General features: G+C 64.4%; 28 protein-coding genes and 1 pseudogene. 27 read left to right on the top strand and 2 right to left on the bottom strand.

Features of this window, described 5'->3' with window-relative positions; genetic code table 11:
* Positions 1-158: 158 nt before the first annotated feature.
* A pseudogene (locus AC1RLW_RS00335) lies at positions 159-421 on the top strand (helix-turn-helix domain-containing protein); the annotation flags it as partial.
* Here the strand turns inward: AC1RLW_RS00335 and AC1RLW_RS00330 are convergent.
* On the bottom strand, positions 413-775 hold the full coding sequence (locus tag AC1RLW_RS00330; RefSeq protein ID WP_493193078.1) for a hypothetical protein: 363 nt from the start codon (positions 773-775) through the stop codon (positions 413-415). The pseudogene AC1RLW_RS00335 and the gene AC1RLW_RS00330 overlap by 9 nt on opposite strands.
* Positions 776-1,400: 625 nt before the next feature.
* Here AC1RLW_RS00330 and AC1RLW_RS00325 point away from each other — a divergent pair.
* The 26 genes from AC1RLW_RS00325 (at position 1,401) to AC1RLW_RS00200 (ending at position 24,092) form a co-directional block, all read left to right on the top strand.
* Positions 1,401-1,667, top strand: coding sequence for a flagellar biosynthetic protein FliQ (locus AC1RLW_RS00325; RefSeq protein ID WP_390342981.1), 267 nt, complete (start codon positions 1,401-1,403; stop codon positions 1,665-1,667).
* A gap of 46 nt (positions 1,668-1,713) precedes the next feature.
* On the top strand, positions 1,714-2,538 hold the full coding sequence (locus tag AC1RLW_RS00320; protein WP_493191863.1) for a flagellar biosynthetic protein FliR: 825 nt from the start codon (positions 1,714-1,716) through the stop codon (positions 2,536-2,538).
* Positions 2,538-3,632 (top strand): EscU/YscU/HrcU family type III secretion system export apparatus switch protein, encoded by a 1,095-nt coding sequence (locus AC1RLW_RS00315; protein ID WP_493191862.1) that lies wholly within the window; start codon positions 2,538-2,540, stop codon positions 3,630-3,632. The genes AC1RLW_RS00320 and AC1RLW_RS00315 overlap by 1 nt, the downstream gene beginning before the upstream one ends.
* Positions 3,629-5,728 carry a flagellar biosynthesis protein FlhA gene (flhA, locus tag AC1RLW_RS00310; RefSeq protein ID WP_493191861.1) on the top strand — a complete coding sequence of 700 codons (2,100 nt, stop codon included), beginning with the start codon at positions 3,629-3,631 and terminating at the stop codon, positions 5,726-5,728. The genes AC1RLW_RS00315 and flhA overlap by 4 nt, the downstream gene beginning before the upstream one ends.
* Positions 5,729-5,750: 22 nt before the next feature.
* On the top strand, positions 5,751-6,536 hold the full coding sequence (locus AC1RLW_RS00305) for a flagellar hook-basal body protein (protein ID WP_493191860.1): 786 nt from the start codon (positions 5,751-5,753) through the stop codon (positions 6,534-6,536).
* A 55-nt stretch (positions 6,537-6,591) separates the two neighbouring features.
* Positions 6,592-7,380, top strand: a complete 789-nt coding sequence (gene flgG, locus AC1RLW_RS00300) for a flagellar basal-body rod protein FlgG (RefSeq protein ID WP_493191859.1) — start codon at positions 6,592-6,594, stop codon at positions 7,378-7,380.
* The gene (gene flgA / locus AC1RLW_RS00295) at positions 7,364-8,398 is read left to right on the top strand and encodes a flagellar basal body P-ring formation chaperone FlgA (RefSeq protein WP_493191858.1); all 1,035 of its coding nucleotides are present in this window, start codon (positions 7,364-7,366) and stop codon (positions 8,396-8,398) included. The genes flgG and flgA overlap by 17 nt, the downstream gene beginning before the upstream one ends.
* Positions 8,395-9,009, top strand: coding sequence for a flagellar basal body L-ring protein FlgH (locus tag AC1RLW_RS00290; protein WP_493191857.1), 615 nt, complete (start codon positions 8,395-8,397; stop codon positions 9,007-9,009). The genes flgA and AC1RLW_RS00290 overlap by 4 nt, the downstream gene beginning before the upstream one ends.
* Entirely contained in the window at positions 9,009-10,163 is a 1,155-nt protein-coding gene (locus AC1RLW_RS00285; RefSeq protein ID WP_493191856.1) for a flagellar basal body P-ring protein FlgI, read from the top strand. Before AC1RLW_RS00290 ends, AC1RLW_RS00285 begins: the two co-directional genes overlap by 1 nt.
* Positions 10,164-10,224: 61 nt before the next feature.
* The gene (locus AC1RLW_RS00280; RefSeq protein WP_390342965.1) at positions 10,225-10,608 is read left to right on the top strand and encodes a flagellar basal body protein; all 384 of its coding nucleotides are present in this window, start codon (positions 10,225-10,227) and stop codon (positions 10,606-10,608) included.
* Positions 10,609-10,610: 2 nt separating this feature from the next.
* Complete coding sequence (gene flgC / locus AC1RLW_RS00275; RefSeq protein ID WP_493191855.1) at positions 10,611-11,093, top strand: flagellar basal body rod protein FlgC; 483 nt, start codon at positions 10,611-10,613, stop codon at positions 11,091-11,093.
* Complete coding sequence (gene fliE / locus AC1RLW_RS00270) at positions 11,090-11,446, top strand: flagellar hook-basal body complex protein FliE (RefSeq protein ID WP_493191854.1); 357 nt, start codon at positions 11,090-11,092, stop codon at positions 11,444-11,446. The genes flgC and fliE overlap by 4 nt, the downstream gene beginning before the upstream one ends.
* Complete coding sequence (fliF, locus tag AC1RLW_RS00265) at positions 11,443-12,918, top strand: flagellar basal-body MS-ring/collar protein FliF (RefSeq protein WP_493191853.1); 1,476 nt, start codon at positions 11,443-11,445, stop codon at positions 12,916-12,918. The genes fliE and fliF overlap by 4 nt, the downstream gene beginning before the upstream one ends.
* Positions 12,915-13,583, top strand: a complete 669-nt coding sequence (locus AC1RLW_RS00260; protein ID WP_493191852.1) for a hypothetical protein — start codon at positions 12,915-12,917, stop codon at positions 13,581-13,583. Before fliF ends, AC1RLW_RS00260 begins: the two co-directional genes overlap by 4 nt.
* Positions 13,580-14,422: a FliH/SctL family protein gene (locus AC1RLW_RS00255; protein ID WP_493191851.1), complete on the top strand. Its 843-nt coding sequence runs from the start codon at positions 13,580-13,582 to the stop codon at positions 14,420-14,422. The genes AC1RLW_RS00260 and AC1RLW_RS00255 overlap by 4 nt, the downstream gene beginning before the upstream one ends.
* 4 nt (positions 14,423-14,426) lie before the next feature.
* The gene (locus AC1RLW_RS00250; protein ID WP_493191850.1) at positions 14,427-15,848 is read left to right on the top strand and encodes a FliI/YscN family ATPase; all 1,422 of its coding nucleotides are present in this window, start codon (positions 14,427-14,429) and stop codon (positions 15,846-15,848) included.
* Positions 15,845-16,357, top strand: coding sequence for a hypothetical protein (locus AC1RLW_RS00245; RefSeq protein ID WP_493191849.1), 513 nt, complete (start codon positions 15,845-15,847; stop codon positions 16,355-16,357). Before AC1RLW_RS00250 ends, AC1RLW_RS00245 begins: the two co-directional genes overlap by 4 nt.
* Positions 16,354-17,226: a hypothetical protein gene (locus AC1RLW_RS00240; protein WP_493191848.1), complete on the top strand. Its 873-nt coding sequence runs from the start codon at positions 16,354-16,356 to the stop codon at positions 17,224-17,226. The genes AC1RLW_RS00245 and AC1RLW_RS00240 overlap by 4 nt, the downstream gene beginning before the upstream one ends.
* A complete protein-coding gene (locus AC1RLW_RS00235; protein ID WP_493191847.1) occupies positions 17,208-17,609 on the top strand; it encodes a flagellar hook assembly protein FlgD in 402 nt (133 codons plus the stop codon). Before AC1RLW_RS00240 ends, AC1RLW_RS00235 begins: the two co-directional genes overlap by 19 nt.
* Positions 17,610-17,636: 27 nt before the next feature.
* Complete coding sequence (locus AC1RLW_RS00230) at positions 17,637-18,833, top strand: flagellar hook protein FlgE (protein ID WP_493191846.1); 1,197 nt, start codon at positions 17,637-17,639, stop codon at positions 18,831-18,833.
* A complete protein-coding gene (locus AC1RLW_RS00225; protein WP_493191845.1) occupies positions 18,830-19,774 on the top strand; it encodes a FliM/FliN family flagellar motor C-terminal domain-containing protein in 945 nt (314 codons plus the stop codon). Before AC1RLW_RS00230 ends, AC1RLW_RS00225 begins: the two co-directional genes overlap by 4 nt.
* A complete protein-coding gene (locus AC1RLW_RS00220) occupies positions 19,771-20,202 on the top strand; it encodes a FliM/FliN family flagellar motor switch protein (RefSeq protein WP_493191844.1) in 432 nt (143 codons plus the stop codon). Before AC1RLW_RS00225 ends, AC1RLW_RS00220 begins: the two co-directional genes overlap by 4 nt.
* A gap of 2 nt (positions 20,203-20,204) precedes the next feature.
* Entirely contained in the window at positions 20,205-20,771 is a 567-nt protein-coding gene (locus AC1RLW_RS00215) for a flagellar biosynthetic protein FliO (protein ID WP_493191843.1), read from the top strand.
* The gene (gene fliP, locus AC1RLW_RS00210) at positions 20,768-21,808 is read left to right on the top strand and encodes a flagellar type III secretion system pore protein FliP (protein WP_493191842.1); all 1,041 of its coding nucleotides are present in this window, start codon (positions 20,768-20,770) and stop codon (positions 21,806-21,808) included. The genes AC1RLW_RS00215 and fliP overlap by 4 nt, the downstream gene beginning before the upstream one ends.
* A 29-nt stretch (positions 21,809-21,837) precedes the next feature.
* Positions 21,838-22,758, top strand: coding sequence for a sigma-70 family RNA polymerase sigma factor (locus AC1RLW_RS00205; protein WP_493191841.1), 921 nt, complete (start codon positions 21,838-21,840; stop codon positions 22,756-22,758).
* 56 nt (positions 22,759-22,814) lie between these two features.
* The gene (locus tag AC1RLW_RS00200; protein ID WP_493191840.1) at positions 22,815-24,092 is read left to right on the top strand and encodes a hypothetical protein; all 1,278 of its coding nucleotides are present in this window, start codon (positions 22,815-22,817) and stop codon (positions 24,090-24,092) included.
* Between the two features lie 95 nt (positions 24,093-24,187).
* Here AC1RLW_RS00200 and AC1RLW_RS00195 read toward each other — a convergent pair whose 3' ends face one another.
* Entirely contained in the window at positions 24,188-24,673 is a 486-nt protein-coding gene (locus tag AC1RLW_RS00195) for a hypothetical protein (protein ID WP_493191839.1), read from the bottom strand.
* Positions 24,674-24,719 lie beyond the last annotated feature (46 nt).

Genomic DNA, 24,719 nt, shown 5'->3' with positions numbered 1-24,719 from the left:
CCGGAGCTTCGCGTCGCCGCCTCAGATCAGCCTGAAGTGAACCACCACAAAGTGTTGAGTGCCATCGAAAATTGACCCTCTAAACACAGTAATTTCCGTCTAAGACTGACCCACGTAAAACTCTACCCTGCTCATTTTTCAAGCAGGGGATCCTAGGAGTGATAGACGTGGCGACATTGAGTGTCATCAGACGCTGGGCCCTGCGCGAGCAGATGTCCATCCGCGAGATAGCCAGGCGTACAGGCCTGTCTCGCAACACCGTCAAGAAGTACCTGCGAGCCGGCGACGAAGAGCCGCGCTACGCCAAGCGGGCGAGCTCGATCCCTATGCCGAGAAGCTCGCGACCTGGCTCGCGATCGAGGCAACCAAATCGCGGAAACAGCGGCGCAATCTGCGGCAGATCCACACAGTTTCAGTAGCCGCAGCTTCTCAACAGCAGTTCGTAAGGGCGGTCCACCTTTGGGCGGTCCTTGAATCCAGCACGAGTTCTCTCACCCAGCTTGTCCAATTCACGCTGCCTGACGCGCTCACATTTCTCAGCCATTGCTTCGCGTGTTAACGCTTCATTCTGTTCGCGACGAGCTTGCTTGATCTGGGTCTGCTTGTCCATTTCAAGGCGGGCAAGACGATTGGACTCCTCCCTCTGGGCTTGTGCTCTTGCCAACTCTTCAACGTGCTGTTGGTGTTGGCGCGCTCGTAGTTGCTCGGCGGCTTCGCGGGACTCTTTCACCTTCGCAGTTCTATCTCGTTCTCTTTCGGCGCGGCTGACCTCCATATAGGCCTTCCAGTTCCGGTCGTACTCCGCCCTCTGCGCAGGCGTGGCGCCTGGACCAGGCATAAGGGGCTTCTCGACTGCTCCCACAGGATTTACAGCCAAGGCGAGGCTCAGAAGCACTCCAATGGCGACGATTTCCGCACGATGATTCTTCCCAGTCGTCACGACTTTCCTATTTCTTGTTGGTGCTCAGTGTAGTAAAGGTAGACGCGGAGCTCCTCGGCCACCGCGCAAAAGCAACGGATGCCAGGCTGCAGCCTTTGCGGGCGACCCTCGTTCCCGGCGCACTTTTACGCATCGGCGTTGTCGAGCGTTTCACTGGCCTCGACGAATCGTCGGACGATGACAAATGGACGATTTCCCGCAGCCGGTCAAGAACGGTGCGCATTGCACACATTGTCCCTACACAGCAATTCAATCAACCAGCGGCAAACAGAACCGACTTCAAGAGCACGCACCAAGGTAATGATTAAGCATTAATGACAAATAAGGCACCCTGTCATTGATTCGTCATATTCAAATCATCGTCGAGCGATAGACTCGTTTCAAAGAGTTATTTCAAGTTAATGCGTGCCGCTTTCATTGCGGAAATGTTTCGCATATTTGACGCATCGGGAGTGAAAGCATGCATGCAGATTTAGCCTTAAAGATGATGGCGGACCTCTTCTGGACGGGGTTCCTGGTCTGCCTTCCCTTATTGGGACTGACCATGCTTGTTGGCATCGCAATCAGCGTGCTGCAGGTCGTCACACAGGTTCAAGAAATGTCTTTGACCTTTGTTCCCAAGCTTTTCACAGCTGGGGCAGTTTTGGTCATCGCGGGGCCCTGGATGCTGCGAAAGCTGTCGCAATTCACCCTCCAGCTCTGGAGCGGCATTCCCGCGATGTTCTAAGCAGACGCGCGTCCACTCTCCCTCCCCGACAGGCCTCAGTTTTTCAATGCCCGCAGCACAGTCGCTGCCCGATATGTTGGCGTCCGGTTTCGGTGTCGCATGGGTGATTTCGACAGGGCTACTGAGCCTGCGCATCGCTGCGACCTTTTTGATGACCCCTGTTTTCTACGCGTTGCCACTGCCGACGACCGTGCGCACCCTGACGATCCTTGCCTTGTCAGTCGCCATCGCAGCCGGGCTTCCAACGCCGCGTGCGGAGTGGAGTGGCTGGAGCGCTCTGCTCGGTGCAGCCATTGCCGAAGTCTCGCTGGGCGCCACGCTGGGCCTGGGCGTTCTTCTTGCGTTCGGGGCGTTCTCGGTTGCCGGGCAAATCCTCGACGTCCAGCTCGGCTTCGGCATCGCACAGGTCTTCGACCCCACCACCCAGCGACCCATACCGATCCTGACGTCGGCCTTCGGTTATCTGGCCGTGCTCGTCTTCTTCCTGATCGATGGCCATCACGCGCTGCTGCGAGGGCTCGGCTTGAGCATCGAGCGGTTTCCCATCGGTGCGCCCTGGTCTGTCGCTCACGCCGCGTTGCCTCTACTCAAGCAGGCTGCGGGGCTGTTTGCGCTCGGCTTCGCCCTGGCGGCCCCCGTCGTCTTTTGCATTCTCCTGGTTGAATTCGTGTTGGGTGTCGTGGGGCGCAACCTCCCGCAAATGAACATGTTCGCCATGGGCATTCCGGTCAAGATCGTTGCCGGCCTGATCGCCCTGTCCATGTGGTTCACCGGCATCGGCGGCGTGATGACCAGGGTCTACGCTGGCATCGCGACCACCTGGGATCAAATATTCACCGCAGCGCCCGTGCGGCCAGGGCAGGTGCGCTGATGGCCGAACAGGATCTCGACCGCAACGAGGCGGCAACCCCCTACAAGCTGCAACGAGCCCGAGAGCGCGGGCAAGTCGCCAAGAGCGCGGACGTCGTGTCCGCGACGGTCTTTTTCGCGGCTGTGGTCTATCTCACGTGGCGCGGCTTCGGTATCGCTGCGGAGCAGTTCCGCTTCGATCAGGCCTTGCTGATTCATGCGAGCCGTCTGGACGCCTCCGGTGCCGGGCTCTGGCCGACGATCGAACGCGCCTTGCGTGCAGCGCTCATGCTCCTGGGTCCGTTCTTCGCCATTGCGATGGTGGCGGCCATCATCGGCAACATGATGCAGACCGGTCCGGTGTTCTCGTTCGAGCCGGTCAAGATGGACTTCAACCGCATCAATCCAGTCCAGGGTCTGAAGCGGATTTTTTCGATGCGCGTGCTGTTCGATGCTCTGCGCGCCGTCATCAAGCTGACGTTGCTCACGCTGGTCGCTGTCCTAGGGCTGCAAGCGCTCACCGACCAGTTCTATGCACTGGCCTCACTGGCACCCATCGGCTACCTGCGCACTCTCATCGATGACCTTTCGAGCGTCGGTCTCAAGATGGCGCTGGTGCTCGGCCTGATCGCGCTGCTCGACTGGATGTACACCCGACACGAGTTCGCCAAGAAGATGCGCATGAGCCAACGCGAACTCAAGGACGAGGTCAAGAACCGCGAGGGCGACCCGCGCATCCGCGCTCGCCTGCGCGAACTGCGCCGCGAAACGCTCAAGCGCAGCCAGTCGCTGCGACAGACGCGCAACGCCGACGTGCTGATCACCAACCCAACGCACGTGGCTGTGGCGCTCAAGTACGAACACGGCCGCATGGTCTCTCCCCAGTTGTTGGCCAAGGGCGTAGGCCCAATGGCCGCTGCGATGCGTGAGATTGCGGCCCGCCATCGCATTCCGGTGGTACAGAACCCCGTCCTTGCACGGCGCCTGTACCGCGAGCTACCGGTCGACCACGCGGTGCCTCCGGAGCTCTACGCCCAGGTCGCACGAATCATCGTCTGGGTGTTCGCGATGCGCGAACAGCGCCAGGGCAGTGCCGCTGCAGGAGGAGCACGATGAACGCATTCGCTCGCGCACTCGGCAGAAACAGCGATATTGCGCTCGTGGCACTGGTGCTCGGTGTGCTGGTGGTGCTGTTCGCCCCCATCCCCAGCGGATTGCTCGATTTCCTGATCCTCTGTAACTTCAGCTTTGCCTTCCTGGTACTGCTGCTGACTTTCTACATGGCACGGCCGGTGGAGTTCTCCACCTTCCCGTCACTGCTGCTGATCGCCACGCTGTTCCGGCTGTCTCTCAACGTGGCAGCCACCCGATTGATCCTGTCGGACGGCGACGCAGGCCGTGTCATCGGTGCTATCGGCGCCTTCGTGGTCGGTGGCAACTACGTGATCGGCCTGATCGTCTTCCTGATCCTGATCGTCGTGCAGTACGTGGTGGTGACCAGCGGTGCGCAGCGCGTCTCGGAAGTTGCCGCGCGCTTCACGCTCGACAGCATGCCGGGCCAGCAGATGAGCATCGATGCCGACCTCAACATGGGCTTCATCGATCAGGCCGAAGCGCAGCGTCGGCGCAAGAACCTCGAGAAGGAGGCCGGCTTCTACGGCTCCATGGACGGCGCCAGCAAGTTCGTCAAGGGCGATGCCATCGCGGGCATCATCATCCTCCTGATCAACATCATCGGCGGACTGATCATCGGCGTCATGCAGCACGGCATGCCATGGGCCCAGGCGCTGCAAACCTACACACTGCTGACCATCGGCGACGGCATCGTGACCCAGGTGCCCGCACTCGTGATCGCAGTTGGGACCGGCATCATCGTCACCCGCTCCTCTTCGGACGCCAACCTCAGCCGTGAGGCGATGCGCCAAGTGGGCTCCTTCCCCAAGACGCTTCTGCTGGTGGCGATGGCACTCGGTGGCTTGCTGTTGCTGCCCGGCATCCCGGCTTTGCCGACGCTCGCGCTCACCGCCTGCTTCTTGCTTGCGGGCACCCTGCTCTACCGCGCGAGCAAGAACGCTTCCCCCGATGCCGCAGCATCCCCCGCTGTCTCGGCCGATGGAGCACTTGCTGACGACAGCGATGCCGCCCCAGGCACATCGGCCTCGGGCTCCGACGACCCCTACGCACTGCTGCGGGTAGAGCCCATCGAAATTCACCTCGGTAGCAACTGGGTGCCCGTGGTGAACCAGCCCGGAGGCGTGTTCATGGAACGGATCTCCACGTTCCGCAAGCAGCATGCGCAGGAGTTCGGGCTGGTGCTACCGCGCGTGCGCTTCAGGGATTCAACGCGGCTGTCGCCCGATCGCTATGAGATTCATCTCGATGGCGTGGTCGTCGGCAAGGGCGAAGCCCGAGCCGACCGCCTGCTGGCGATCCACCCGACGGGCGACACCAAGTCGATTCCTGGAGAGATCACACGCGATCCGACCTACGGCCTGCCCGCACTCTGGATCGAGGAACACCAGCGCGAAGCCGCGAGCCAGGCGAAGTTCACCCTCGTAGACGCCCCTACCGTTTTCATGACCCATCTCACCGAGATGCTACGGCGCGAATCGGCCACCCTCCTCACGCGCGCCGAGGTCGACCGGCTGCTCGCGCGAGTACGGCAGAGCCAACCCGGATTGGTCGAAGAGCTGATTCCGACCGTGTTGTCCTCCAGCGACGTACAGCGGGTGCTGCAACACCTGTTGCGCGAAAAGGTCTCAATCCGCCACATCGAAGCGATCCTCGAGACCCTGGCCGATGCAGGTCGATCCACGCGCGATGCACACCTGCTCACCGAAGTCGTACGCCAGCGCCTTGGCCATGCGATCTGTCAAGGCCTGCTGGGCGAGGCCAACTCCCTGCAGGTGCTGACGCTGGATCCCGCCATCGAAAGCCAGTTCCTGCAGAGCATCCAGACCGCGACCGAGGCAGGCGGCAATCAGCCCTTCGTGCTTGACCCCCGGTTGTCGGAGCAACTCGTGAAGCGGCTGGTGCAGCATGCGGAACGCATGATGAAGAGCAACCTCTTGCCTGTCCTCTTGTGCTCGCCTGAACTGCGCCGCCACGTGCGCTCGCTTTCCGAGCGCGTCATGCCTCATTTGCGAGTGCTGGCGATGACAGAAGTACCTCACACGATCGAGCTGAAGTCTTTCGGCATCGTTCAACTCTGAAACCCACGAAAGCGAAGCCTCCATGAGCGACGTACTCGCGATCAGCCTCCACAGCATGCAGCAGGACATGGCGCGCCTGGAGCGCATCAGCATGAACATGGCCAACGCCACCACACCGGGCTACAAGCGCGAGGTGGCGGTGTCGCTGCCGATCGGGGGGGCCGGCACAGGCGCCTTCGTGGATGCCATGCGCGACGCTGGCGCGTCGCTGGCCGGGACCTCCGGCACCACCACGCTGGGCGGCAGCTTCCTGGTACGTCCCGACCTGCGGCCGGGAACCCTGAAGTCGACCGGTCAAAGCCTGGACATCGCACTGGCCTCCCCTGGTTATTTCGAGATCTCGACCGACGCCGGCCTGGCCTACACGCGCCAGGGTGGCTGGCAGCTCGACGGTCGGGGACGCCTCGTCACGCCGCAAGGGCACCCGGTGATGGGCGTGGGTGGAGAGATCGTTCTCTCGCGGCCCAACCCGGTGATCGATGCCAACGGCCAGGTCTTCGAATCGAAGCCGGGCGGCAGTGCCGAGGCAACACCGATCGCCCAGATCAAAGTGGTGCGCTTCGACGACGCATCGGAACTGCGCCGCATGGGTGACGGACTCATGACCACCGCGCAGGCTCCCTCACAAGTGCCTGAAGCTGATGTGCAACTGCGTCAGGGCTTTCTCGAAAACGCCAACGTCAGCTCGATGCAGGAGATGGCCCAACTGATCCAGTCGATGCGCCACTTCGAGTCGATGCAACGCGTCGCGCTGGGCTACGACGAAATGATCGGCGGTGCCGTGCGCAAGCTCGGCGAGCTCTCCTGACGACCGGCCACACAGCCCCGTCCCCTCTTTCCACTCCTTTTTTCCTCTCATCACCATGTTCGACGCCCTCTACATCAGCGCCACCGGCATGCAAGCTCAGCAGCTTAATGTGGACACCATCGCCAACAACCTGGCGAACGTCAACACGAGCGGCTTCAAGAAGGCCAAGGTCGGATTTTCCGACCTGATGGTGCGCGAGGCCGGTCGGCTGCAACCGCCAACGGAGGAGCTCGGCATCCTCGGCGGCGACCGTCAGCTCGGCGCAGGGGTTGGTATCGCAGCGATATCCAAGCTCTTCGACATGGGCGACCTAAAGAAGACAGAGTCGGCCTTCGACATCGCGATCCAGGGCGAGGGGTTCCTCGAGGTAACGATGCCCGACGGGACAAGTGCCTACACCCGGGGAGGCACTTTCAAGGTCAACCGCGACGGCCTGTTGGCCACACCCAGCGGATTTCCGCTGAAGCCGAACATCTCGATCCCCGACAACGCCCAGAACCTGCAGATCGACGGCGACGGACGCGTACGTGTTCAGGTGGCAGGACAGGGCACCCCCGTCGAAGCCGGTCAGCTCGACCTGGTGCGCTTCACCAACCCTTCGGGCCTGCAGTCGCAGGGCGACGGCTTGTACCGGATCACGCAGGGGTCAGGTGAATCCATCCTCGGCAAGGCCACCGAGGACGGCATGGGCAGCCTCGCGCAGGGGTTCCTCGAAGGCTCCAACGTCAAGCTGACCGACGAGATGGTGAACCTGATGGTGGCCCAGCGCGTGTACGAAGCGAACGTGAAGGTCATGCAGGCCTCCGACGAAATGCTGGGAATGATCAATGCCCTGCGCAAGTAGGAACGCCCGGCGCGCGGCCACGGCGGCGATCTCGGTCGCCCTCGTGGCCTGCGCCCATGCGGCGCAGGTGTCCATCGAGTTGCGCCCTGCGGTCCAGGTTCCGCAGGGCCAGGTCCGGCTCGGCGACGTGGCCTACCTCACGACCCGCGACCTCCCCACCTTGCGTCGGTTGATGGCGTTGCCGCTCGGTGCCGCGCCGCGCCCCGGTTCCCCAGTGTTGCTTGACCGCGACACGCTCGAGCGCCGGATCCAGGCCCGAAGCAGCCTGGCTTCTTCCGAGCTCGACGCCGCGGCAGTTCTGCATTGGACCGGCGCCCCCGAGACGGTGATCGAGAGCGAAGCCCAGCAACTGCCGGGCGATGTGATTGCCGACGCCGCACGCTCGGCGCTGGAAAACTGGCTCTCGCAACGCAGTACCCGGGCTGAGGTGCAGATCGCCTCAACCGTGCGCGACCTCACGCTGCCAGCCGGCACGCCGGCGCTGCGTGTGCGACCGCTGCCCGCCGGCGCGACGCCACAGCGCCGCATGCTGGTCTGGGTTGAGGCCTGGGTCGATGACCGCTTCGTGCGTACCACTGCCGTGAGCTTCGATGTGGGCGCATGGGCCCCGGTCACGGTGGCCTCGACACGGCTCGACAGCGGCACGACCGTCGATGCGGTGACGCTGCGCGGCGCCACCGCATCGCAAGAAGTTGATCTAACCGCATTGCGGCCCAGCGCACCAGTCAAGGCTTCTGGCCCTGCACAGAATTCACTTGAAAGCTCGGGCCAACGCCTGCGCCGGCCGCTCAAGCCCGGAGAGGTGCTGACCGATGCACATCTTGAGTCGATGCCTGCCGTCGCGCGTGGCAACTGGGCGCAGTTGCTCGCGCGCAGCGGCGATGTCACCGTCGAAAGCCGGGTCGAAGTGCTGCAGGATGGCCGCAAGGGTCAGTTCGTGCGCGTCAAGGTACCCGGCGGCAGCGGCGAGGTGCTCGCGCGCGTCACGGGCCCGGGCCAGGTAGAGGTGCAACCATGATTCACCTTCCACGCCGCGCGGCCCTTTCCATGCGTGCTTTCGCGATGTGCTTGGGCGCTTGCGTCCTGCTCTTTTCGACCTCGGCCACGCTCGCCGAGAGTCTTTACCAGGAAGGCTCTTTCCGCCCTCTGACCGCCGATAACAAGGCGTTTCAGGTCGGGGACTCACTCACCGTCCAGGTGTTCGAGAACTCGTCGGCCACCACCAGCGCCAACACCGGCACGCGCCGTGCAAACGACATCAATGGATCGGTCACCCAGACCGGCAACCGTACCGTCGGCCAGTTGGGCATAGGCGTCAGCGGCGAATTCGACGGGGGTGGACGCACCCAGCGCGCCAACAAGTTGCTGGCCACGCTGACAGTCACCGTGCTGGAAGTGCTGCCCAATAAGGAACTGCGCGTGGCCGGCGAGCAGTTGCTGACCGTCAACGAGGAACTGCAGAAAGTGAACCTCGAAGGTCGCGTGCGACCGCAAGACATCTCCGATGGCAACGTCGTCCTTTCGACGCGACTCGCGGACGCGCGCATCACCTATGTGGGCGAAGGCGACGTGTCCGACCGCGCTCGACGCAGCGGATGGCGTCGCGTCTTCGATTGGCTGGGGTTCTGATGACCGACATGCGAACAACCTTGCACACGACCGCGGTGCACCTGCTGCAGGCGGTGCTAATGGTCGGCGCACTGTGCGCGGGCACCGCGCCGGCAATGGCCGCGGACGCGATCCGCGTCAAAGACCTCGGCAAGCTCCAAGGCTGGCGCGACAACGCCTTGTTTGGCACAGGCATCGTCACCGGCTTGGCCGGCACGGGCGACTCGCCATCCAATCGAACCACGCGCCAGTCGCTGGCCAACGTGCTGTCGCAGTTCAACCTGACGATCGCGCCCGAACAAGTTCAAAGTCGCAACGTCGCCGTCGTCATGGTCAGCGCCACATTGCCGACCTTCGCGCGCGAGGGTGATGCGCTGGACGTGACGGTAAGCTCCGCAGGTGATGCGCGCAGCCTGGTCGGCGGCACGCTGTTGACCACGCCACTCAAGGCTGCGAACGGCCGCGTCTACGCGTTGGCCCAGGGCGGTCTTACCGTCGGCGGCTATCGCTACGACGCCAATGGCAACGTGGTGCAAAAAAACCATCCGACCGCCGGTGCAATACCCAACGGTGCGACGGTGGAGGTCGGTGTCCGCGCCGCGATGCTCGACGAGCGGCAGAACGTGACCTTCGTGCTTACCGAGCCTGACTTCACCACCGCCAGTCGTGTGGCCAGCGCGATCAACAGCCAACTCGGCGGACGTATCGCCAAAGCGCGCGACGCCTCCGGCATCGAGATCGCGGTGCCGCCATCGCAGCGCGACGAACTGGTCGGCCTGTTCACCCGCATCGAGAACGTGATGGTCGAACCCGACCGCCGCGCCAAGGTGGTGATCAACGAACGCACGGGCACAGTGGTGTCCGGCGGCGATGTGCGTATCTCCAAGGTCGCGATCTCGCACGGCGACATCAAGATCGCGATCTCGAACCAGAACACCGCTTCGCAGCCCTATGGCGTCTGGGGCGGTGGCCCGGACATCCGCACAGCGATCGTCACCAACACCCGCATCGACGTCGACGAGCCCAACGGCCCCGGCTTCGTGACCGGTGCCAACACCGTATCCGACCTGGTGCAGTCGCTCTCGCGGCTCAAGACCAGCACCCGCGATGTGATCTCGATCCTGCGTGCCGTCAAGGCCGCAGGCGCGCTGCACGGCGAATTGATCGTCCAGTGAGCACATCCATGCCTACTTCCCCCAATCGCAAGACTTTCAGGAATACCGTCCGGAGACCCGAATGACCGATGGAATCGAAGCCGTAACCCGTTCGGCGCTGGCGCTCGCGCTTGATGCGGCAAGCCTGCGCCAGCAGGCGATCGCGAACAACATCGCCAACGCCAATGTGCTCGACTACGTGCCCCAGCGCGTCAGCTTCGATGCGCAACTGGCCGATGCACGCCGCAGCATGGCCCAGACCGGCCGTCTTGACACCTTCGCGCTCGGCCAGGTGAGGCCGCATCTCGAGCCCGCACTCGACGCCTCGGGTCTGCCCGAGACAGTGAAGCTCGATGCACAGGCCGCCGACATGGCACGCAACGCGGTGCACTACCAAGCCCTGGTCAAGGGCTTGTCGCGCCACCTCTCCATTCTGGCAATGGCAGCCGGCGACGGCAGGAAATGACCATGGACTACAACCAATCCTTTGCGATCAGCGCGATCGGCATGAGCATCGAGCGCACACGCGTGGACGTGGCGGCGCTGAACCTCGCCAATGCCAACACGGTGCAGGGCGCAGGCGGCGCGAGCTATCGACCGCTGCGCGTGATCGCGCAAGCACAGCCGCTGTCCGCCGAAACGGGCAGAAATGCAGTGGCTGGCGCCTTCGGAACACTGGTCGAGCAGGCCCTCGATGGCACTGTCGGCCCCGCAGCAGGCGCCGCCCCCATGGTGCAGGTCGTGGCGTCGCAGACCGGGCCGCGCATGGTGTACGAGCCCGGTCATCCGATGGCGGATGCGCGCGGCTTCGTGGCCTACACCGGCGTCGATGCCGCCACCGAAATGGTAAGCCTGATGAGTGCCACCCGGGCCTACGAAGCCAACGTGTCGGCGATGAACACCAGCCGCACGCTCGCCCTGCGTGCACTCGACATCGGGAGCGGTTCATGAGCGAATTTCTTCCCGTCGAGGCACTGGCCGCGCTATCGCCGCAAGCACGCGCCATGGCTACGCAGGCGCAGTCGCTGGTCAACGCCGCACCATCTGCGGCAACCGCATCGCTCGCCTCCTCCGCCTCCGCCGACGGGTCGTTCGGCCAACTTGTCGCTGACGGCCTGACCAAGGTCAACGGCCAGTTGGTCTCGAGCCAGATCGACCTGCAGAAGCTCGCCCTTGGCGATGCGCAGAACCTGCACCAGGTCATGATCGGTCTCGAGGAGAGCCGTCTGTCCTTCCAGCTGATGATGCAGGTGCGTAGCCGACTGCTCGAGGCGTATCAGGACATCATGAAGATGCCGATATGAACCACTGGCAGCGACTCACGCAGCGCGCGCGCGCCGGCCTGGTGGCAGGCGTCGTGCTCATCGCGATCGCCACGGCAGGTGCGGCTTGGTGGATTTTTCATACCGAGTACCAGGTGCTCTTCGCGGACCTCAAGCCGCAGGACGCCCAGGCGATGACCACTGAGCTAGAACGCCAGAAGATTCCGTATCGCCTCGGCGATGCCGGGACCTCGATCCTGGTCGACAAGAACACGGTGCATGCCACGCGCATCAAGCTCATGGGCAAGGAGCTTCCGCTGCAGGGCGCGGTGGGCCTCGAGCTCTTCAACAACACCGACTTCGGCATGACCGAGTTCGCGCAGAAGATCAATTACCAGCGCGCACTCCAGGGCGAGCTGACCCGCACCATCCAATCGCTGGCCGAAGTGCGCGAGGTGCGGGTGCTGCTCGCATTGCCTGAGCAGGGGCTATTCAAGCAGGCAACATCGAAGGCCACGGCATCGATCACCCTCAACATGCGCCAGGGCCAGGCCCTGCGACCGGAACAGGTACTGGGCGTGCAGCGCCTGGTGGCCGCAGCCGTGCCAGGCATGGCGGTGCAGGACGTGACCATCGTCGACAGCCACGGCGTCGCGCTGACCCGGCACGATGCGGGCCATGCCGACGGCGAGGCGACGAGTGCGCGGCTCGACCTCAAGCGCGACACAGAGGCCTACCTGGCCCGCAAGGTGGGGGCCGTTCTCGACCGCAGCTTCGGGCCGGGGCAGGCGCTGGCGAGCGTGGACGTGACGCTCAACATGGATCAGATCCGCACGACAACCGAGGACGTGCTACCAGCCGCAAGCCGCGCTGGCCTGCAATCGACGGGCGTGGTGGTGCGCGAGCGCGAGACGCTGCGCGATGGCGGCTCCACGCTTGACACACGCGTCAGCGACAGCAGCGGTCCACGTGGCGGCAGCGCGCAACGCGACGTCGAGTATGCCGTGGGCCGGCGTGTCGAGCAGGTAGTCAGCCAGCCCGGCTCGATCCGTCGCGTGCAAGTGGTTGCCGTGGTCCGCAAGGCACTCGACGCGACCCAAGAGGACCAGTTGCGCAAGCTGATCGCTGCCGCTGTCGGCGCCTCGCTGGAGCGCGGTGACACGGTGGTCGTCCAGTCGATGACTGCTGGGGCGGTGCAAGCGGCCGAGCCGGCAGCAGCCGCAGCTTCGCTTGCATCCCATAGTGAAGACACGCCGACTACTGTCGCCGCCCCCGAAGACAAGGGTCCCGAACTGATGCGCTGGCTCGCGGCCTCCGTCGTGATCGGCTTGCTAGTTCTGCTAGTTCTGCGCTTCGGCAAGCGCGCGCCTCCTCTCCTCGACCGCCGCGATCCGACCCCATTGTCGGATGCAGAACGCGCCGCTGCATTGCAGCGCGTGCGCGGCTGGCTGCATCAGCCATCCACGTCTGATGCGGACCTCGCGGCCACTGGCGCCAGGAAGCGTCCAGGATGACTCCCGGCATCGCCTTGTCGGGCGCATCGCTCCCTGGCGTCGACGCCTCCGAGTCCGGAGGCGCACGCCATGCCGCGCTGCTGCTTCACGCGATGGCGCAAGCGGATCGCGAATGGGTGCTCAACGCCCTGCCTCCCGCGCAGCGCCAACCGCTCACCACGCTGCTCGCCGAACTGGAAGCCCTCGGGATCGAGCGCGACCCGGGCCTGGTCGCCGAAGCCACAGCCCATGCCGCTTCCGCGGCGACCGGTGCCGCGCACCGTATCGACGACGCCTGGCTTGAAACCCCGATGTCCGACGAGGCCATGTTGCAACAGCTGAGCGCCGCGCGCGTGGAGATGCTGGCCAAACAGCTGCAGGGCGAACCCGCCGGCCTCGTGGCTGCCTTGCTGCGCGCAGGCACCTGGTCTTGGCACGGCACGCTGCTGCAAGCCCTGGAGCCCGTGCAGCGGCGCCGTGTCGAGGCGGCGCTCGCCGGGCGCGCGCCTCATGTGACCACCCCACCTGCGTTGCGTGCTGCGCTGATCGCCTCCACGGCCAGCAGGCTGCGCGAACAGACGCTCGAATCCCCTCATCCCCGGGACATCGCGCGCCGGCCGTCATTGGGTCGATCGCTGCGTCAATGGCTGGATGCTCACCGCCGGCCAGGTGGAGCTCACCGATGAGCGAACGTCCGAACGACCCGGCTTCCGGCACCACTGTCTTGCGGGACATCGCGGTGCACGGGCAGGTTGCGCTTGCTCGGCCCCGGCCCCCTCTCGCTCGCCCAGCGGCAAACGAGCCTGTTCGCCCAGCGGCACCGACGGTCGCACCTGCCCCGGCAATATCGCCTCTATCTTCAATCGCAACTCCACCGGCGGCGCGAGGTGATCCCGAAGCGCAGCGCCAGGGCTTCGAAGACGGCCTTGCACAGGGCCGTGCCAAGGCCGCGGAGGAAGCGCGCGACGCCGCCTCACGCGCCGATCAAGCGCTGCAGAAGAAACTGCAGGACCTCGAGGTGCAAGCTCAGAAGCAGATGCAGGACCACCAACAGAAAGACCAGGCGGCTCTGCAATCTCGCCTGCAGCGCATCGACGCCCTACTCTCCGCATTGCCCGCACAAATTCACACCCGTATCGACGCGGCCGAGGACGATCTGCTGGCCCTATGCTTCGAATCGGTCTGCCGCGTGCTGGGCTCCCACGCGGCGACCGCCGAAGGCATTCGGGCACAAGTCGCCCACGCACACGAAGGCTTGCACAGCCGGGCGCTGGTGGCCGTGCACCTCCACCCCGATGATCTCGCGACGCTGCGCGGTGCGGCTGGAACTTCGCCGGACATCGGAAACGATGGCGTGCAATGGATCGCCGACCCCGCCGTCGCGCTCGGCGGCTGCATCCTCCAGTCACCTCAGGGCGGCCTTGATGCTCGACTCGAGACGCAACTGCGCACACTGGCCCAGTTGTTGGCCCAGTCGCGTGCGTCAGCACGTGCGGCCGCGACCAGCACTCCGCAAGAACGTTGACGCTATGAACGCCCTCGCCCTTGCACGTCAGACACTGCAGGCCACCGACCTGCGGCAACGCGTCGGCCGGGTCATGGAAATGCAGGGCCTCGCCATCGACGCGCAGGGGCCCGATGCTGCAGTGGGCGAACTCTGCCGAATCGCCCTGCGCGACGGCAGCGCAAGCCATGGCATGGACGGCACCGACGGCGTGCTCGCCGAGGTGGTCGGGCTCAAGCCAGGGCGCGTCACCCTCATGCCCTACGGCCCGCTCGACGGCATTGCCGCAGGCTGCGAAGTGCGGGCGCTCGGCCGCGAATCGCTCATCGGCGTCGGCCCGGCATTGCTGGGCCGGGTGATCGACGGTTTCGGCACCCCGCTCGACGGGCAGCCTGCGCCAGCGGTCACAGAGCGCCGCCCGCTCAAGGCCACTCCGATCAATCCGATGCAGCGTCCGCCGATCCGGCGCATTCTCGAGACCGGCATCCGCAGCATCGATGGACTGCTCACACTGGGGCAAGGCCAGCGCATCGGCATCTTCGCCGGCAGTGGTGTCGGCAAGAGCACGTTGCTCGGCCTTCTCGCGCGCCACACCAAGGCGCAAGGCCCCGACGAGGACCCGCGCGGCAGTGTCAACGTGATCGCGCTGATTGGGGAGCGCGGCCGCGAGGTGCGTGAATTCATCGAGAACCAGTTGGGACCACAGGGCCTGGCCCGTTCGGTTGTGGTGGTCGCGACATCTGACCAACCAGCGCTCGCACGCCTGCGTGCGGCCTACGCGGCGCTCGCCATCGCCGAGCACTTCCGCGACGACGGCCGCAACGTGGTCCTGACGATGGACTCGATCACACGCTTCGCGATGGCCCGACGTGAGGTCGGCCTGTCGGCGGGCGAGCCGCCCACCGCACGCGGCTACACACCGTCGGTGTTCGCTGAGCTGCCCGAACTCTGCGAGCGCTGCGGCACTGCGCCCGGTGGTGGATCGATCACTGCGCTGCTCACCGTGCTGGTGGAAGGTGACGATTTCAACGAGCCCGTGTCCGATGCGCTGCGTGCCATCCTCGACGGCCACGTCGTACTCACTCGCCAACTCGCGCATCGTGGCCACTACCCGGCCATCGATGTGCTCAAGAGCGTCAGTCGGCTGATGCCCGAGCTAGCGAACGAACAGCAGCGTCAGCTCGCCGCTTCAGCGGTGCAGCACCTCGCAGTGTTGGAACGCAACCGACAGATGATCGACATCGGAGCCTACGAAAAGGGTACGAACCCCGAACTGGATCGGGCGATCGCACTCGAACCTGGGCTGATGGCTTGGCTGCGGCAGGACAAGGGCGGGATCTCGCATGCTGAGGCGATCCGGAGGTTGCACGAGCTGCTGGCTCGGCCAATGGCGCCCGCGTCCCAGCCCGCCGTGCCTGCGCAGGGCCTGCCCAAGGGGAGACCATGAACGCGACCGCCTCGGCCAACGTTGCTGCCGTGAAGGATGTCGACATTCGCAGCTTCGCCTATGCGCTGGAGCCCCTTCGACAACGTCGACGTTGGCAACTGGATGCAGCGCTCGCGGCGCTGGCCCAGGCCCAGCGACTCCTCGACGAAACCGAGGCCCGACTGTCGGAGTTGCGCGAGGCCCACGACACCCAGGCCCGCGCACTCTCGGAAGCCGCGTTGCGCCGGCTCGATGCGGGCGCGCACCGCCGCGCCCTGGCCTACCTCACGCATTTGCGTGAGCGCGCGAAGCTCCTCGAAGCCGAGCGCGATGCACAACGTCTCGCTCGCGACCAACAGCGCCGCGACTGTATCGACCGGCAACTGCGGCAGGACGGGCTGGAAAAACACAAGCAAGACGCGCTGACCGACTTCGCCGACGACGTGCGGCGGCGCCTCGCGAATGAACAGGACCGAGACTGGCTGGCGCGCAGCGCTGCCGGTTTTGGTTCCAAGGAACCACGGCCATGACCATTCCAGAAGCAGGCTCTACGCTGCCCTCGGTCGAACAGCGTTCTGCACGTGAGGGCAGATCCGCAGCCTCCGCAGGCAGCGACGACGCGCATCGACAACTGGCATGGCAGCGCGAGATGGAGCGCGCGCAGTTGGCCATTTGGTTCAAGGGAAAGCCGCATGCACAAAGGCGCGACCGGGATAGCAACAGCACTCAAGATCAAAGCCTCGAGCGCCGACACAGCCTCGCCTCTGCGAAGACGATTCACGGAGCCGCAGCGACTCCAGCGGTAGCGTCCCCGTTGGTGCTGTCACAAGCCGCCCTCGCCTGGCCACCCCCTGGCGTTCAAGCTCCACTCGCGCCGTTCGTCGCGTCCGTGCAGCCCGACGGCATCGCCTCACGATTACCCAGTCATGGAGTCGCGCGCGACCCCGCATCGACAACCTCGATCGAATCGACCCTTCATCTGCGCCCGCCTCTACCTTCCGCCACAGGTGCCCGCGTGGCAAGCCTTGAACACCCAACGGCCAGCTACACGCCTCCAGAGCCTCAGCCCAACGAGCCCTCCGAGAGCCAAGCCTGGCACGCGGGCGTCGAAAGCCCGAGCAGCCAAGTCCCTGTGCGCATCCACGAGGAGTCGATGCCGCCGGGCCAAGCAATTTGGATCGCGATGCGGGCCGATGACCAGGCCCTGACGGCGCTGCTGCCTCAGCTCGTGCTCGACCTCCAGTGCGCCCAAGCACTGCAAGGCCGACAGCTTCACCAGGTCGTCTGCAACGGCGAGCTGGTCTGGCGTTCGGGCGACTTCTTCCCGCGCGGTGCTTCGCGCAACGATTTTCCCCATCTACCCGCTTCCAAGGAGATCCCATGGCCATCGACACAGTGAGCGTTTCCGCAGGAACCAACCTGCGATCCAGCAGCCTGGGCATGGAGGACTTCCTCAAGATCCTCCTGACCCAGTTGACCTATCAGGATCCACTCAAGCCCATGGACAACCAGCAGTTCATGGCCCAGATGGCGCAGTTCACCAACCTTGAGCAGACCCAGCAGCTCAACACCAAGATCGAGACCCTGATCACCAACCAGGCTGCGCTGCAGTCGGTGGGCCTCATCGGAAAGACCGTGGACATCACCACAGCGACCGGGACGGCAAGCGGCACGGTGAGCGCGTTGTCGCTCTCCGGCGCGGCCCCCCAGATCAGCGTGCGAACCACGGCCGGAGCTGTATTGACCAACATCTCGCTGAGCCAGATCACATCGGTTCGCTGAGCCGACACCTGAAAAAAGGGAGATCCTATGCTTGAATCCATCTATGTCGGAATGACAGGCCTCCTGGGCTATTCGCGCGGCCTTCGGGTCATCGCCAACAACACGGCCAACCTCAACACACCGGGCTTCAAGAGCTCGAGCCCGCAGTTCGCCGACCTTTTTTACACCGGCGGCAACCTCAGTGGCGGCGCGGCGGGCCGGGGCGAAAACCAGCTTGGCTTCGGCGTCAACACAGCAGGCACGACGCTCTCGTTCAAGCAGGGTGAATTGCGGCAAACCGGCAACGAGCTCGACATGGCGGTCGATGGTCAGGGCCTGTTCGTGCTGCAGAACGCGGAGGGCAAGATCAGCTACACGCGGGCGGGCCAGTTCAAGTTCGATACCGATGGCACGCTTGTCAATCGGACAGGTGGAGAGAAAGTCATGGCCATGGGTGAGAGTGGCGAATTCGTTCCGATCTCGCTGGCCGGACAGATGATGAACCTGGGCCGCCCCACCACGCAACTCAAGTTCTCCGGCGCCCTCAACTCTTCGCCCATCGACAACGCCTCGCAGTCCATCGAAGGCATCAACGTCATCGACGCGACAGGTGCATCCCACGCGCTGACTCTTCGCTTCTCTTCGATCACCCAGACGGGGACACGCATGACCGTCAAGGTCGAACTCATGGAAGGTTCAACCGTTCAGTCCACCGGGCAGTTGGCGTTCGTGGGCGGCAAGCCAACGCCGGAGACCTCGAAGCTGGCCATGACCTACGCGCCCGCGGGCCGTCCACCTTCGCAGTTGACCCTGGACTTCAGTACCGACGTCGCGTTTCTCTCGGGAACCACGACGCTTTCGATGAAGACCCAGGACGGTATCAGCCCCGGCACGTTGAGCAGCACAAGCTTCGACGACGACGGCATGCTTCAGATGAGCTACAGCAACGGTCAGAAGATCAAAGGTCCGCAATTGGCGCTCGCGCGCTTTGACTCTCCCGACGCGGTGACTTCGCTTGGCAACAACCAGTTCGACGTGCTCAACAAGGACGCCTGGCATTTCGGTCGGGCAGGAGAGGGTGCGTTCGGGAGTGTTGTCTCCGGGCGCGTGGAGATCTCCAACGTCGACCTGTCGCAGGAGTTCAGCGACCTCGTGATCATGCAACGCGGCTACCAGGCGAGCTCGCAGGTCATCTCGACCGCGAACGAGATGCTGCAGCAACTGTTCTCCATGAAGGGCAAATGAACGCCATTGCACCAAGCCCCACTGCGTCGCCGCTGCTGGACGCCAGCGTGTCGATGTTGCGAGCACACCCGCTGCGTAGCTGGCCAGCCTTGGCCCGGGAGAAACTGGAGGCGCGCATGGTCGCACTGCACCAGGACTGGGCCACCGATTGGCTGCCGGCGCACGACGGAGGCGGGAGCAAATCAAAGATGGTGATTGGCGATGCGGTGACAACACCGAGCGACGAGGATGAGGTGCGCTGGTCGTTTACACCCGAACCACGCCGAGCGTCTTCGCTGCCGACTGCCTCCGGCGCGCCACATGCTGAGCCCGTTGCCTTCATCGCAACCGCCCTGTTCGGAGGCGACAACGGATTGCCCCGCCCAGCCGGAGCCTCAATCCTGCGCCTCGCCGACGGCATTGCGGTTGCTGCCTGGAACGACTGGCTCCAGCGGCTGGGTAGTGCGCTCAGCGGCTTCGCACTCACCCAACAACACGCACCGATAAGCTCAGCAGCAGAGGCGGGCTCGCACGCCTGGTCGGGCGCCCTGCAAGTGCATTGGCCGTGGTGCGGCGGCATGTGGACGCTGGTGCTGCCCCACGATGCCGTCACCGCATTGGTGGGGCCCCTCGAGGCGACAGCGCCAAGTTCGCACGATGCTCCCGCGCCTAAAGAGCCCCTCGATCGCGTACTGACGGGCGAGCGGGTGACCCTGCGTGTGCTGCTCGACGGCGCAGAACTCAATCTCGGCCAACTGCAGGGCCTGCAGATCAACGACGTGGTGCCGCTGGCACACCGTCTCGATGCGCCAGCGCAAGTCGTTGGTCTCGATGGCAGCACCGTCTGCGACGGCTGGCTCGGCCGCAGCGAAGACCGCATGGCGATCGAACTGGCCTCGCCGGCCCTCCCCATCACCGGCCTGGGGCCGGGCACCTCTTCATCCAAGGAAAGAAAATCATGACGCAAGCCATGGAAGGCATTGCGGCCGCTGGCCACACCGGTAGCACATCGGCCTCGGCCGATCCGCGCCTGGACCATCGCGCCCCTACCGCGCAGATCATCGCCCTGCCCGACCTGCATGCCGGCGCCGACAGCCACGATGCGGCTGATCCGTCCAATGGGGAGCCCATCCTCAAGGACTGGAACCCCTTGCATCAAATCAAGGCCAAGCTGCAGGTGTGCGTTGGCGAAGCGACCCTGACCGTGGGTGAGTTGCTCAGCGCCAAGGAGCACCAGGTATTGAAGCTCGACCGCGGTATCGAGCAGCCGGTGGATCTCACCATCGAAGGCAAGGTCGTGGCCCGCGGCCAGCTGGTGGCCGTGGATGGTCACTTCGCGGTGCGGATCACCGAACTGCCCATGGCACTGGGCCTCGGAACGGGACGCTGAGGATGCTGGCTTTGCGGCAACAGGCGACCCTCTCCTGCCGAGCGAACGCATTTCGCAACGGATGGCTTGGCCTCGGCTTCGCGGCGGCCTTGCTGCTCGGCGCGGCATCGGGTGCCTGGGCTCAGACCGCGCCCACTTCCGGTGTGCTGGATGTGAACAACAGAACTACGTCCGTTGGCAGCCTGCCGCCGGGAATTCCCGTCAGGCGCGATACCGACAGCAGCAACGTCGATGACGAAATCAGCGTGCGTTGGTGGCTCGCAGCGGTGTGCATCGGCGGTTTGGCTGCCTGGGGCTTTGTGATGGTTCGACGGCGCGACAAGGGCGCGGCCGTAACGGGCGCATGGCTCGGAAGGTGGACGCAGTTGGCCGAGCCCGGTGCACCGCGCGAGATCCGGCGCATTGCGAGCACGCGCCTCACACCGCGCCACAGCCTGCATGTGATCGAGTGGAACGGCCGGCAATTGCTGTTGGGCTGCACCGATCAAGCAGTTCAATTGCTTTCCGAAGCCGTGGCAAGCGGCCAGTCGGTGGTGGCATCTGCGTCGCAGGAAACCCGCGCGCAATGAAGCCTCGCGTTCTCACCATTACTGACGGCCTTGGCATGGTCCGGCGCTGGCTTCCCATGCTCGCCCTCGCGATGCTGGCCTGGGTACCTCTCGGCCCCGGCACGCTCGCCCTGGCCCAGGCCCCCTCGGAAACGTCCGTGCAGCCCGAAGCAACGCCTGCGTCGAGTCCGGCACCGGCCGCCGAGCAGCCCTCCGTGTCGGTGGCACCGAGCGCGCCACCAGAACAATTGGCTCCGATACCTTCGCCCGCAGCTGCCAGCCCCGCTGTCGCTCCATCTACAGCGCCCGCCGCAACGCTTCCCGCAACCGCGGCCCCTCCCACCGCAGCCCGGTCGTCCGGCAGCTCCGGCGCCCTGCCACCACCCGCCGTGTCGGGCACCGCGAACGCGTCCTCGACCACGCCGGCCACGGAAACCGCCCAGGCACTGCGCGTGGTGCTGGGTCTTACGGTACTGGCCATCCTGCCCGCCTTGCTCGTGTGCCTGACGAGCTTCTTGCGCACCATCGTGGTCTTGTCGATGCTGCGACACGCGATCGGCATGAATGAGACGCCACCCAATACCGTGCTGATCGGCCTCGCGCTCTTCCTGACCCTTTTCACCATGTCGCCCGTGCTGCAGAAGGTGAACCAGGACGCGTTCGAGCCTTTCATGTCCGGCAAACTCTCCATGGAAGACGGCTACAAGAAGGGCATTGCGCCGCTGCGTGAATTCATGGTGCGGCAAACGCGCGAGGCCGACCTTGCGCTGATGGTCGAACTGTCGAAAGCACCCATGCCGCGCACGATGGACGACATCGGCAACGTGCAGCTGATTCCGGCCTTCATGCTGTCGGAGTTGCGCGCCGCCTTCCAGATCGGCTTCGTGATCTTCCTGCCCTTCTTGTTGATTGACCTCATCGTCTCGAGCGTGCTCATGGCGCTCGGCATGATGATGATGCCGCCGACCACGGTTGCGCTGCCGCTCAAGGTGCTGATGTTCATCCTGGTGGACGGCTGGAGCCTGGTGCTCAAGGCACTGGTGGGCAGCTTCCACTGACAGGCGCGCCCTCCCCGTACGTCTGCCCCATGCCTCGCTTCGGTTCCGCACGCGCACTTCCGTCGCTGACGCCGCCACCAGCGGCGTCCGGGCATGGCGGCCAGGATGCGGATGCTGAAAACTTCGCAACGGTCAACACCGCAACGCCCCTCACCGATGACTCGTTGCCCCTGTGGCGGCTCTGGCGTGACCGAGGTGACATCGAAGCACGCGAACAGCTCATCACCCACTACCTGCCCTACGCCCGGATGATGGCCGCCACACTCTACGGCCGGCGCACCCATGACGAAGTCGAGTTCGCCGACTACCTGCAGTTTGCGCGCGTCGGGTTGGTCGAGGCCGTGGACCGCTACGACCCGAGCCAAGGCGCCCAGTTCAAGACCTTTGCTGCCAAGCGCGTGCAGGGCGCGGTACTCAACGGCCTGGTGAACTTCACCGAAAAGAACCAGCAGATCAGCCTTCAGATGCGTCTGCGCCGGGAGCGCCTCGAAGCAGTGAAGGAGGCTGCGGCGGCAGCCGTCGCCGAGGATGAAGCCGGCGACGGGTCCGAATCGGCTTCTCCAGGCGCATCGCGCGGCAACGACAAGCTGTTTCGCTATCTGGCCGAAGTGGGCATCGGCCTTGCGCTGGGTGTCATGCTCGAAGATACGGGCATGGTCGATGCCCAGGCCTTCGATGGCAACGAGATGCAGTCGCCCTCACCCGAGGTGAGTTACTTTCGCAAATCCGAGATCGACCAGTTGCGCACCGTGCTGCGCAGCCTGGTCGGCCAGTTGAGCGAACAACAGCGCCTTGTGATCCGCCACCACTACCTGCAGGAGGTGCCTTTCAACGAGATCGCGGCGATGATGAACGTTACCCGTGGCCGTGTGTCCCAACTGCACCGGCAGGCGCTGCTCCGATTACGAGAGCTGCTCGCGACCGACACCCGCATCGATGTCTCTTGGTGAACAAACCCTCCTTGTTGCCGCCCCGACTGCTTCACTGTCTTCATCCATCTTTTGTCATGACCGAAACCACCTCAACGCCCTCGGCAACCCTCGCTTCACCGCCCGACCCTCCGCGCGTGGTTGCCGCACGCCAGCGCCTGGAACGGCTCGAAGGTTTTCTGCGCCAGGACCCGCGTAACAACGCCCTGCTGATCGACGCCTTCGAGACGGCGTTGGCTTGTGGTGAATGGGCGCGCGCCGAGTCTCATCTGAAGCATGCCCAAGCGCTGCAGCTCGATGCGCTGGCTTGGCAACTGCGTGAAGGCGATTTCTGGCTCGCCCAGCAAGACTATGAGCAAGCGCTCATTGTGCTGGATTCACTGAATGCCGTGCCCAACCCACCTCCCGGCTTCAGGGACGTTCTGCTTCACAACCTAGCCTACATTGACCTGAAGCGCGGCCGCCTCACCGACTGCATCGAGCGGCTCGCGCCTGCCCTCAAAGCACAGTCGTCAAAAATGAGCGCTCCTGCGAGCGTCGATGGCACACAGCCATCTGTCGCAGTCCGCGCATTGCAGCAACTGTGGCTGCGGGCATTGCATCGCGAGGGGCAGTTCGACCGTGCCATGGCGTGGGCTGTCGACGCCGAACAGAATGGGCGCATCGATCCGCAGGCCGCCGGCGTCGCCAGCCTCATCGCCATCGACGCGGAAGATTTCGCGGCGGCACGGCGATGGGCTACCCTGAGCCTCGCCGATGGAAGTCCGAACGACAGACCGACCGAAACCCTCGTGGCTCAGGCATCACTCGCGCTGGCCGCGCGCGATGCCGAACAGGCCAGCAATTTCGCCGATGCCGCCCTGCAACGGCATCCGAGTGACGGTCGAGCCTTGTCGACCAAGGGCTTTGCAGCGCTGCTGAGCAACGACCTCCGAGGCGCGATGGATGCCTTCCAGCATGCATTGGCCGTCATGAGAGAGCACATCGGTACCTGGCACGGCTTGGGCTGGGCACAGATCCTCTCGAGTCAGTTGGACGAGGCCCACGTCAGCTTCGAAACCGCGCTCGAACTCGACCGCAATTTCGCCGAAAGCCATGGCGGACTCGCGGTGGTGTTGGCGATGCAATCGAAACGCGAGCAAGCGCAGGAACATGCGGATCTGGCATTGCGTCTTGACAAAGACAATGTCTCGGGCCGCTACGCGCAGGCGCTGCTCTCGGGCGACGTCAAGGATGCGAACGACCTGCAGCGGCTCGCGCGTCGATTGCTCGGAGGACGGACCGCGCCACTGGGCGGTGACATGGGGCAGATATTTGCGGAGGAGCCTGCGCCGGTGCCACCCAAAGACGCGTAGCGCCGAGGCTGTGTCTCACAGATCGACCGCGAAAGCGATGCCAGCATCAGTCTGTTCGTTCTGAGGCCAATCAACCCATAGTCGCAGCGCTCGTTTCAGCGTGGCGTGGTCTTGTCCCCGATCTGCTGTGCCTCTGACAACAGCAAGCCGCCAGCCTCCCGCAAAGCTGCCTGGAGTTCAGGGTCACTCTCCATCCGCTGCAGAACGGTATCGACCATCTGGTCTAAGCCCCGTTCATCGAGCCGGTCTCGCCCGAACGCCTGGATCAGTACCGACTCGAGAAACAATCGAAATGCCTTGCGCTCACGCTGTGGATCGCCTGGCGACAACGCACGGACGCGCAGCACAGCCAATTGCTGAAGACGTGCATCCTGGGCAGTCGGTGCTGCTGCTTGAACATCTGCAGCACTCTGGCCGCCGCCTCCGTTAGAGGCGCTCCTGAAACCGCCAGTTGCGCTAGGCGTAGCAGCGACCTTCTCGCCTGCCTCTCCACCTCGCTCTTGCAGCCTGGCCTGTGTACGAAGCTGCGCCGCAAACTGCGCACGAATCATCGCCGCCAATTGGGTCGATGGATCAATCATGGTGGCGGGATGCAGTGACAGCCGGCCGCAGAGGCATAGCGGTTGC

It is taken from the genome of Variovorax sp. GW822-FHT04A09 (assembly GCF_058801005.1).
The sequence above is the reverse complement of the archived record's forward strand: the minus strand, read 5'-3'. Positions and strand labels throughout refer to the sequence as shown.

Coding starts and splice junctions, on each gene's coding strand:
- AC1RLW_RS00330 (WP_493193078.1), bottom strand. CDS start 775: ATGGAGGTCAGCCGCGCCGAAAGAGAACGAGATAGAACTGCGAAGGTG.
- AC1RLW_RS00325 (WP_390342981.1), top strand. CDS start 1,401: ATGCATGCAGATTTAGCCTTAAAGATGATGGCGGACCTCTTCTGGACG.
- AC1RLW_RS00320 (WP_493191863.1), top strand. CDS start 1,714: ATGCCCGCAGCACAGTCGCTGCCCGATATGTTGGCGTCCGGTTTCGGT.
- AC1RLW_RS00315 (WP_493191862.1), top strand. CDS start 2,538: ATGGCCGAACAGGATCTCGACCGCAACGAGGCGGCAACCCCCTACAAG.
- flhA (WP_493191861.1), top strand. CDS start 3,629: ATGAACGCATTCGCTCGCGCACTCGGCAGAAACAGCGATATTGCGCTC.
- AC1RLW_RS00305 (WP_493191860.1), top strand. CDS start 5,751: ATGAGCGACGTACTCGCGATCAGCCTCCACAGCATGCAGCAGGACATG.
- flgG (WP_493191859.1), top strand. CDS start 6,592: ATGTTCGACGCCCTCTACATCAGCGCCACCGGCATGCAAGCTCAGCAG.
- flgA (WP_493191858.1), top strand. CDS start 7,364: ATGCCCTGCGCAAGTAGGAACGCCCGGCGCGCGGCCACGGCGGCGATC.
- AC1RLW_RS00290 (WP_493191857.1), top strand. CDS start 8,395: ATGATTCACCTTCCACGCCGCGCGGCCCTTTCCATGCGTGCTTTCGCG.
- AC1RLW_RS00285 (WP_493191856.1), top strand. CDS start 9,009: ATGACCGACATGCGAACAACCTTGCACACGACCGCGGTGCACCTGCTG.
- AC1RLW_RS00280 (WP_390342965.1), top strand. CDS start 10,225: ATGACCGATGGAATCGAAGCCGTAACCCGTTCGGCGCTGGCGCTCGCG.
- flgC (WP_493191855.1), top strand. CDS start 10,611: ATGGACTACAACCAATCCTTTGCGATCAGCGCGATCGGCATGAGCATC.
- fliE (WP_493191854.1), top strand. CDS start 11,090: ATGAGCGAATTTCTTCCCGTCGAGGCACTGGCCGCGCTATCGCCGCAA.
- fliF (WP_493191853.1), top strand. CDS start 11,443: ATGAACCACTGGCAGCGACTCACGCAGCGCGCGCGCGCCGGCCTGGTG.
- AC1RLW_RS00260 (WP_493191852.1), top strand. CDS start 12,915: ATGACTCCCGGCATCGCCTTGTCGGGCGCATCGCTCCCTGGCGTCGAC.
- AC1RLW_RS00255 (WP_493191851.1), top strand. CDS start 13,580: ATGAGCGAACGTCCGAACGACCCGGCTTCCGGCACCACTGTCTTGCGG.
- AC1RLW_RS00250 (WP_493191850.1), top strand. CDS start 14,427: ATGAACGCCCTCGCCCTTGCACGTCAGACACTGCAGGCCACCGACCTG.
- AC1RLW_RS00245 (WP_493191849.1), top strand. CDS start 15,845: ATGAACGCGACCGCCTCGGCCAACGTTGCTGCCGTGAAGGATGTCGAC.
- AC1RLW_RS00240 (WP_493191848.1), top strand. CDS start 16,354: ATGACCATTCCAGAAGCAGGCTCTACGCTGCCCTCGGTCGAACAGCGT.
- AC1RLW_RS00235 (WP_493191847.1), top strand. CDS start 17,208: ATGGCCATCGACACAGTGAGCGTTTCCGCAGGAACCAACCTGCGATCC.
- AC1RLW_RS00230 (WP_493191846.1), top strand. CDS start 17,637: ATGCTTGAATCCATCTATGTCGGAATGACAGGCCTCCTGGGCTATTCG.
- AC1RLW_RS00225 (WP_493191845.1), top strand. CDS start 18,830: ATGAACGCCATTGCACCAAGCCCCACTGCGTCGCCGCTGCTGGACGCC.
- AC1RLW_RS00220 (WP_493191844.1), top strand. CDS start 19,771: ATGACGCAAGCCATGGAAGGCATTGCGGCCGCTGGCCACACCGGTAGC.
- AC1RLW_RS00215 (WP_493191843.1), top strand. CDS start 20,205: ATGCTGGCTTTGCGGCAACAGGCGACCCTCTCCTGCCGAGCGAACGCA.
- fliP (WP_493191842.1), top strand. CDS start 20,768: ATGAAGCCTCGCGTTCTCACCATTACTGACGGCCTTGGCATGGTCCGG.
- AC1RLW_RS00205 (WP_493191841.1), top strand. CDS start 21,838: ATGCCTCGCTTCGGTTCCGCACGCGCACTTCCGTCGCTGACGCCGCCA.
- AC1RLW_RS00200 (WP_493191840.1), top strand. CDS start 22,815: ATGACCGAAACCACCTCAACGCCCTCGGCAACCCTCGCTTCACCGCCC.
- AC1RLW_RS00195 (WP_493191839.1), bottom strand. CDS start 24,673: ATGATTGATCCATCGACCCAATTGGCGGCGATGATTCGTGCGCAGTTT.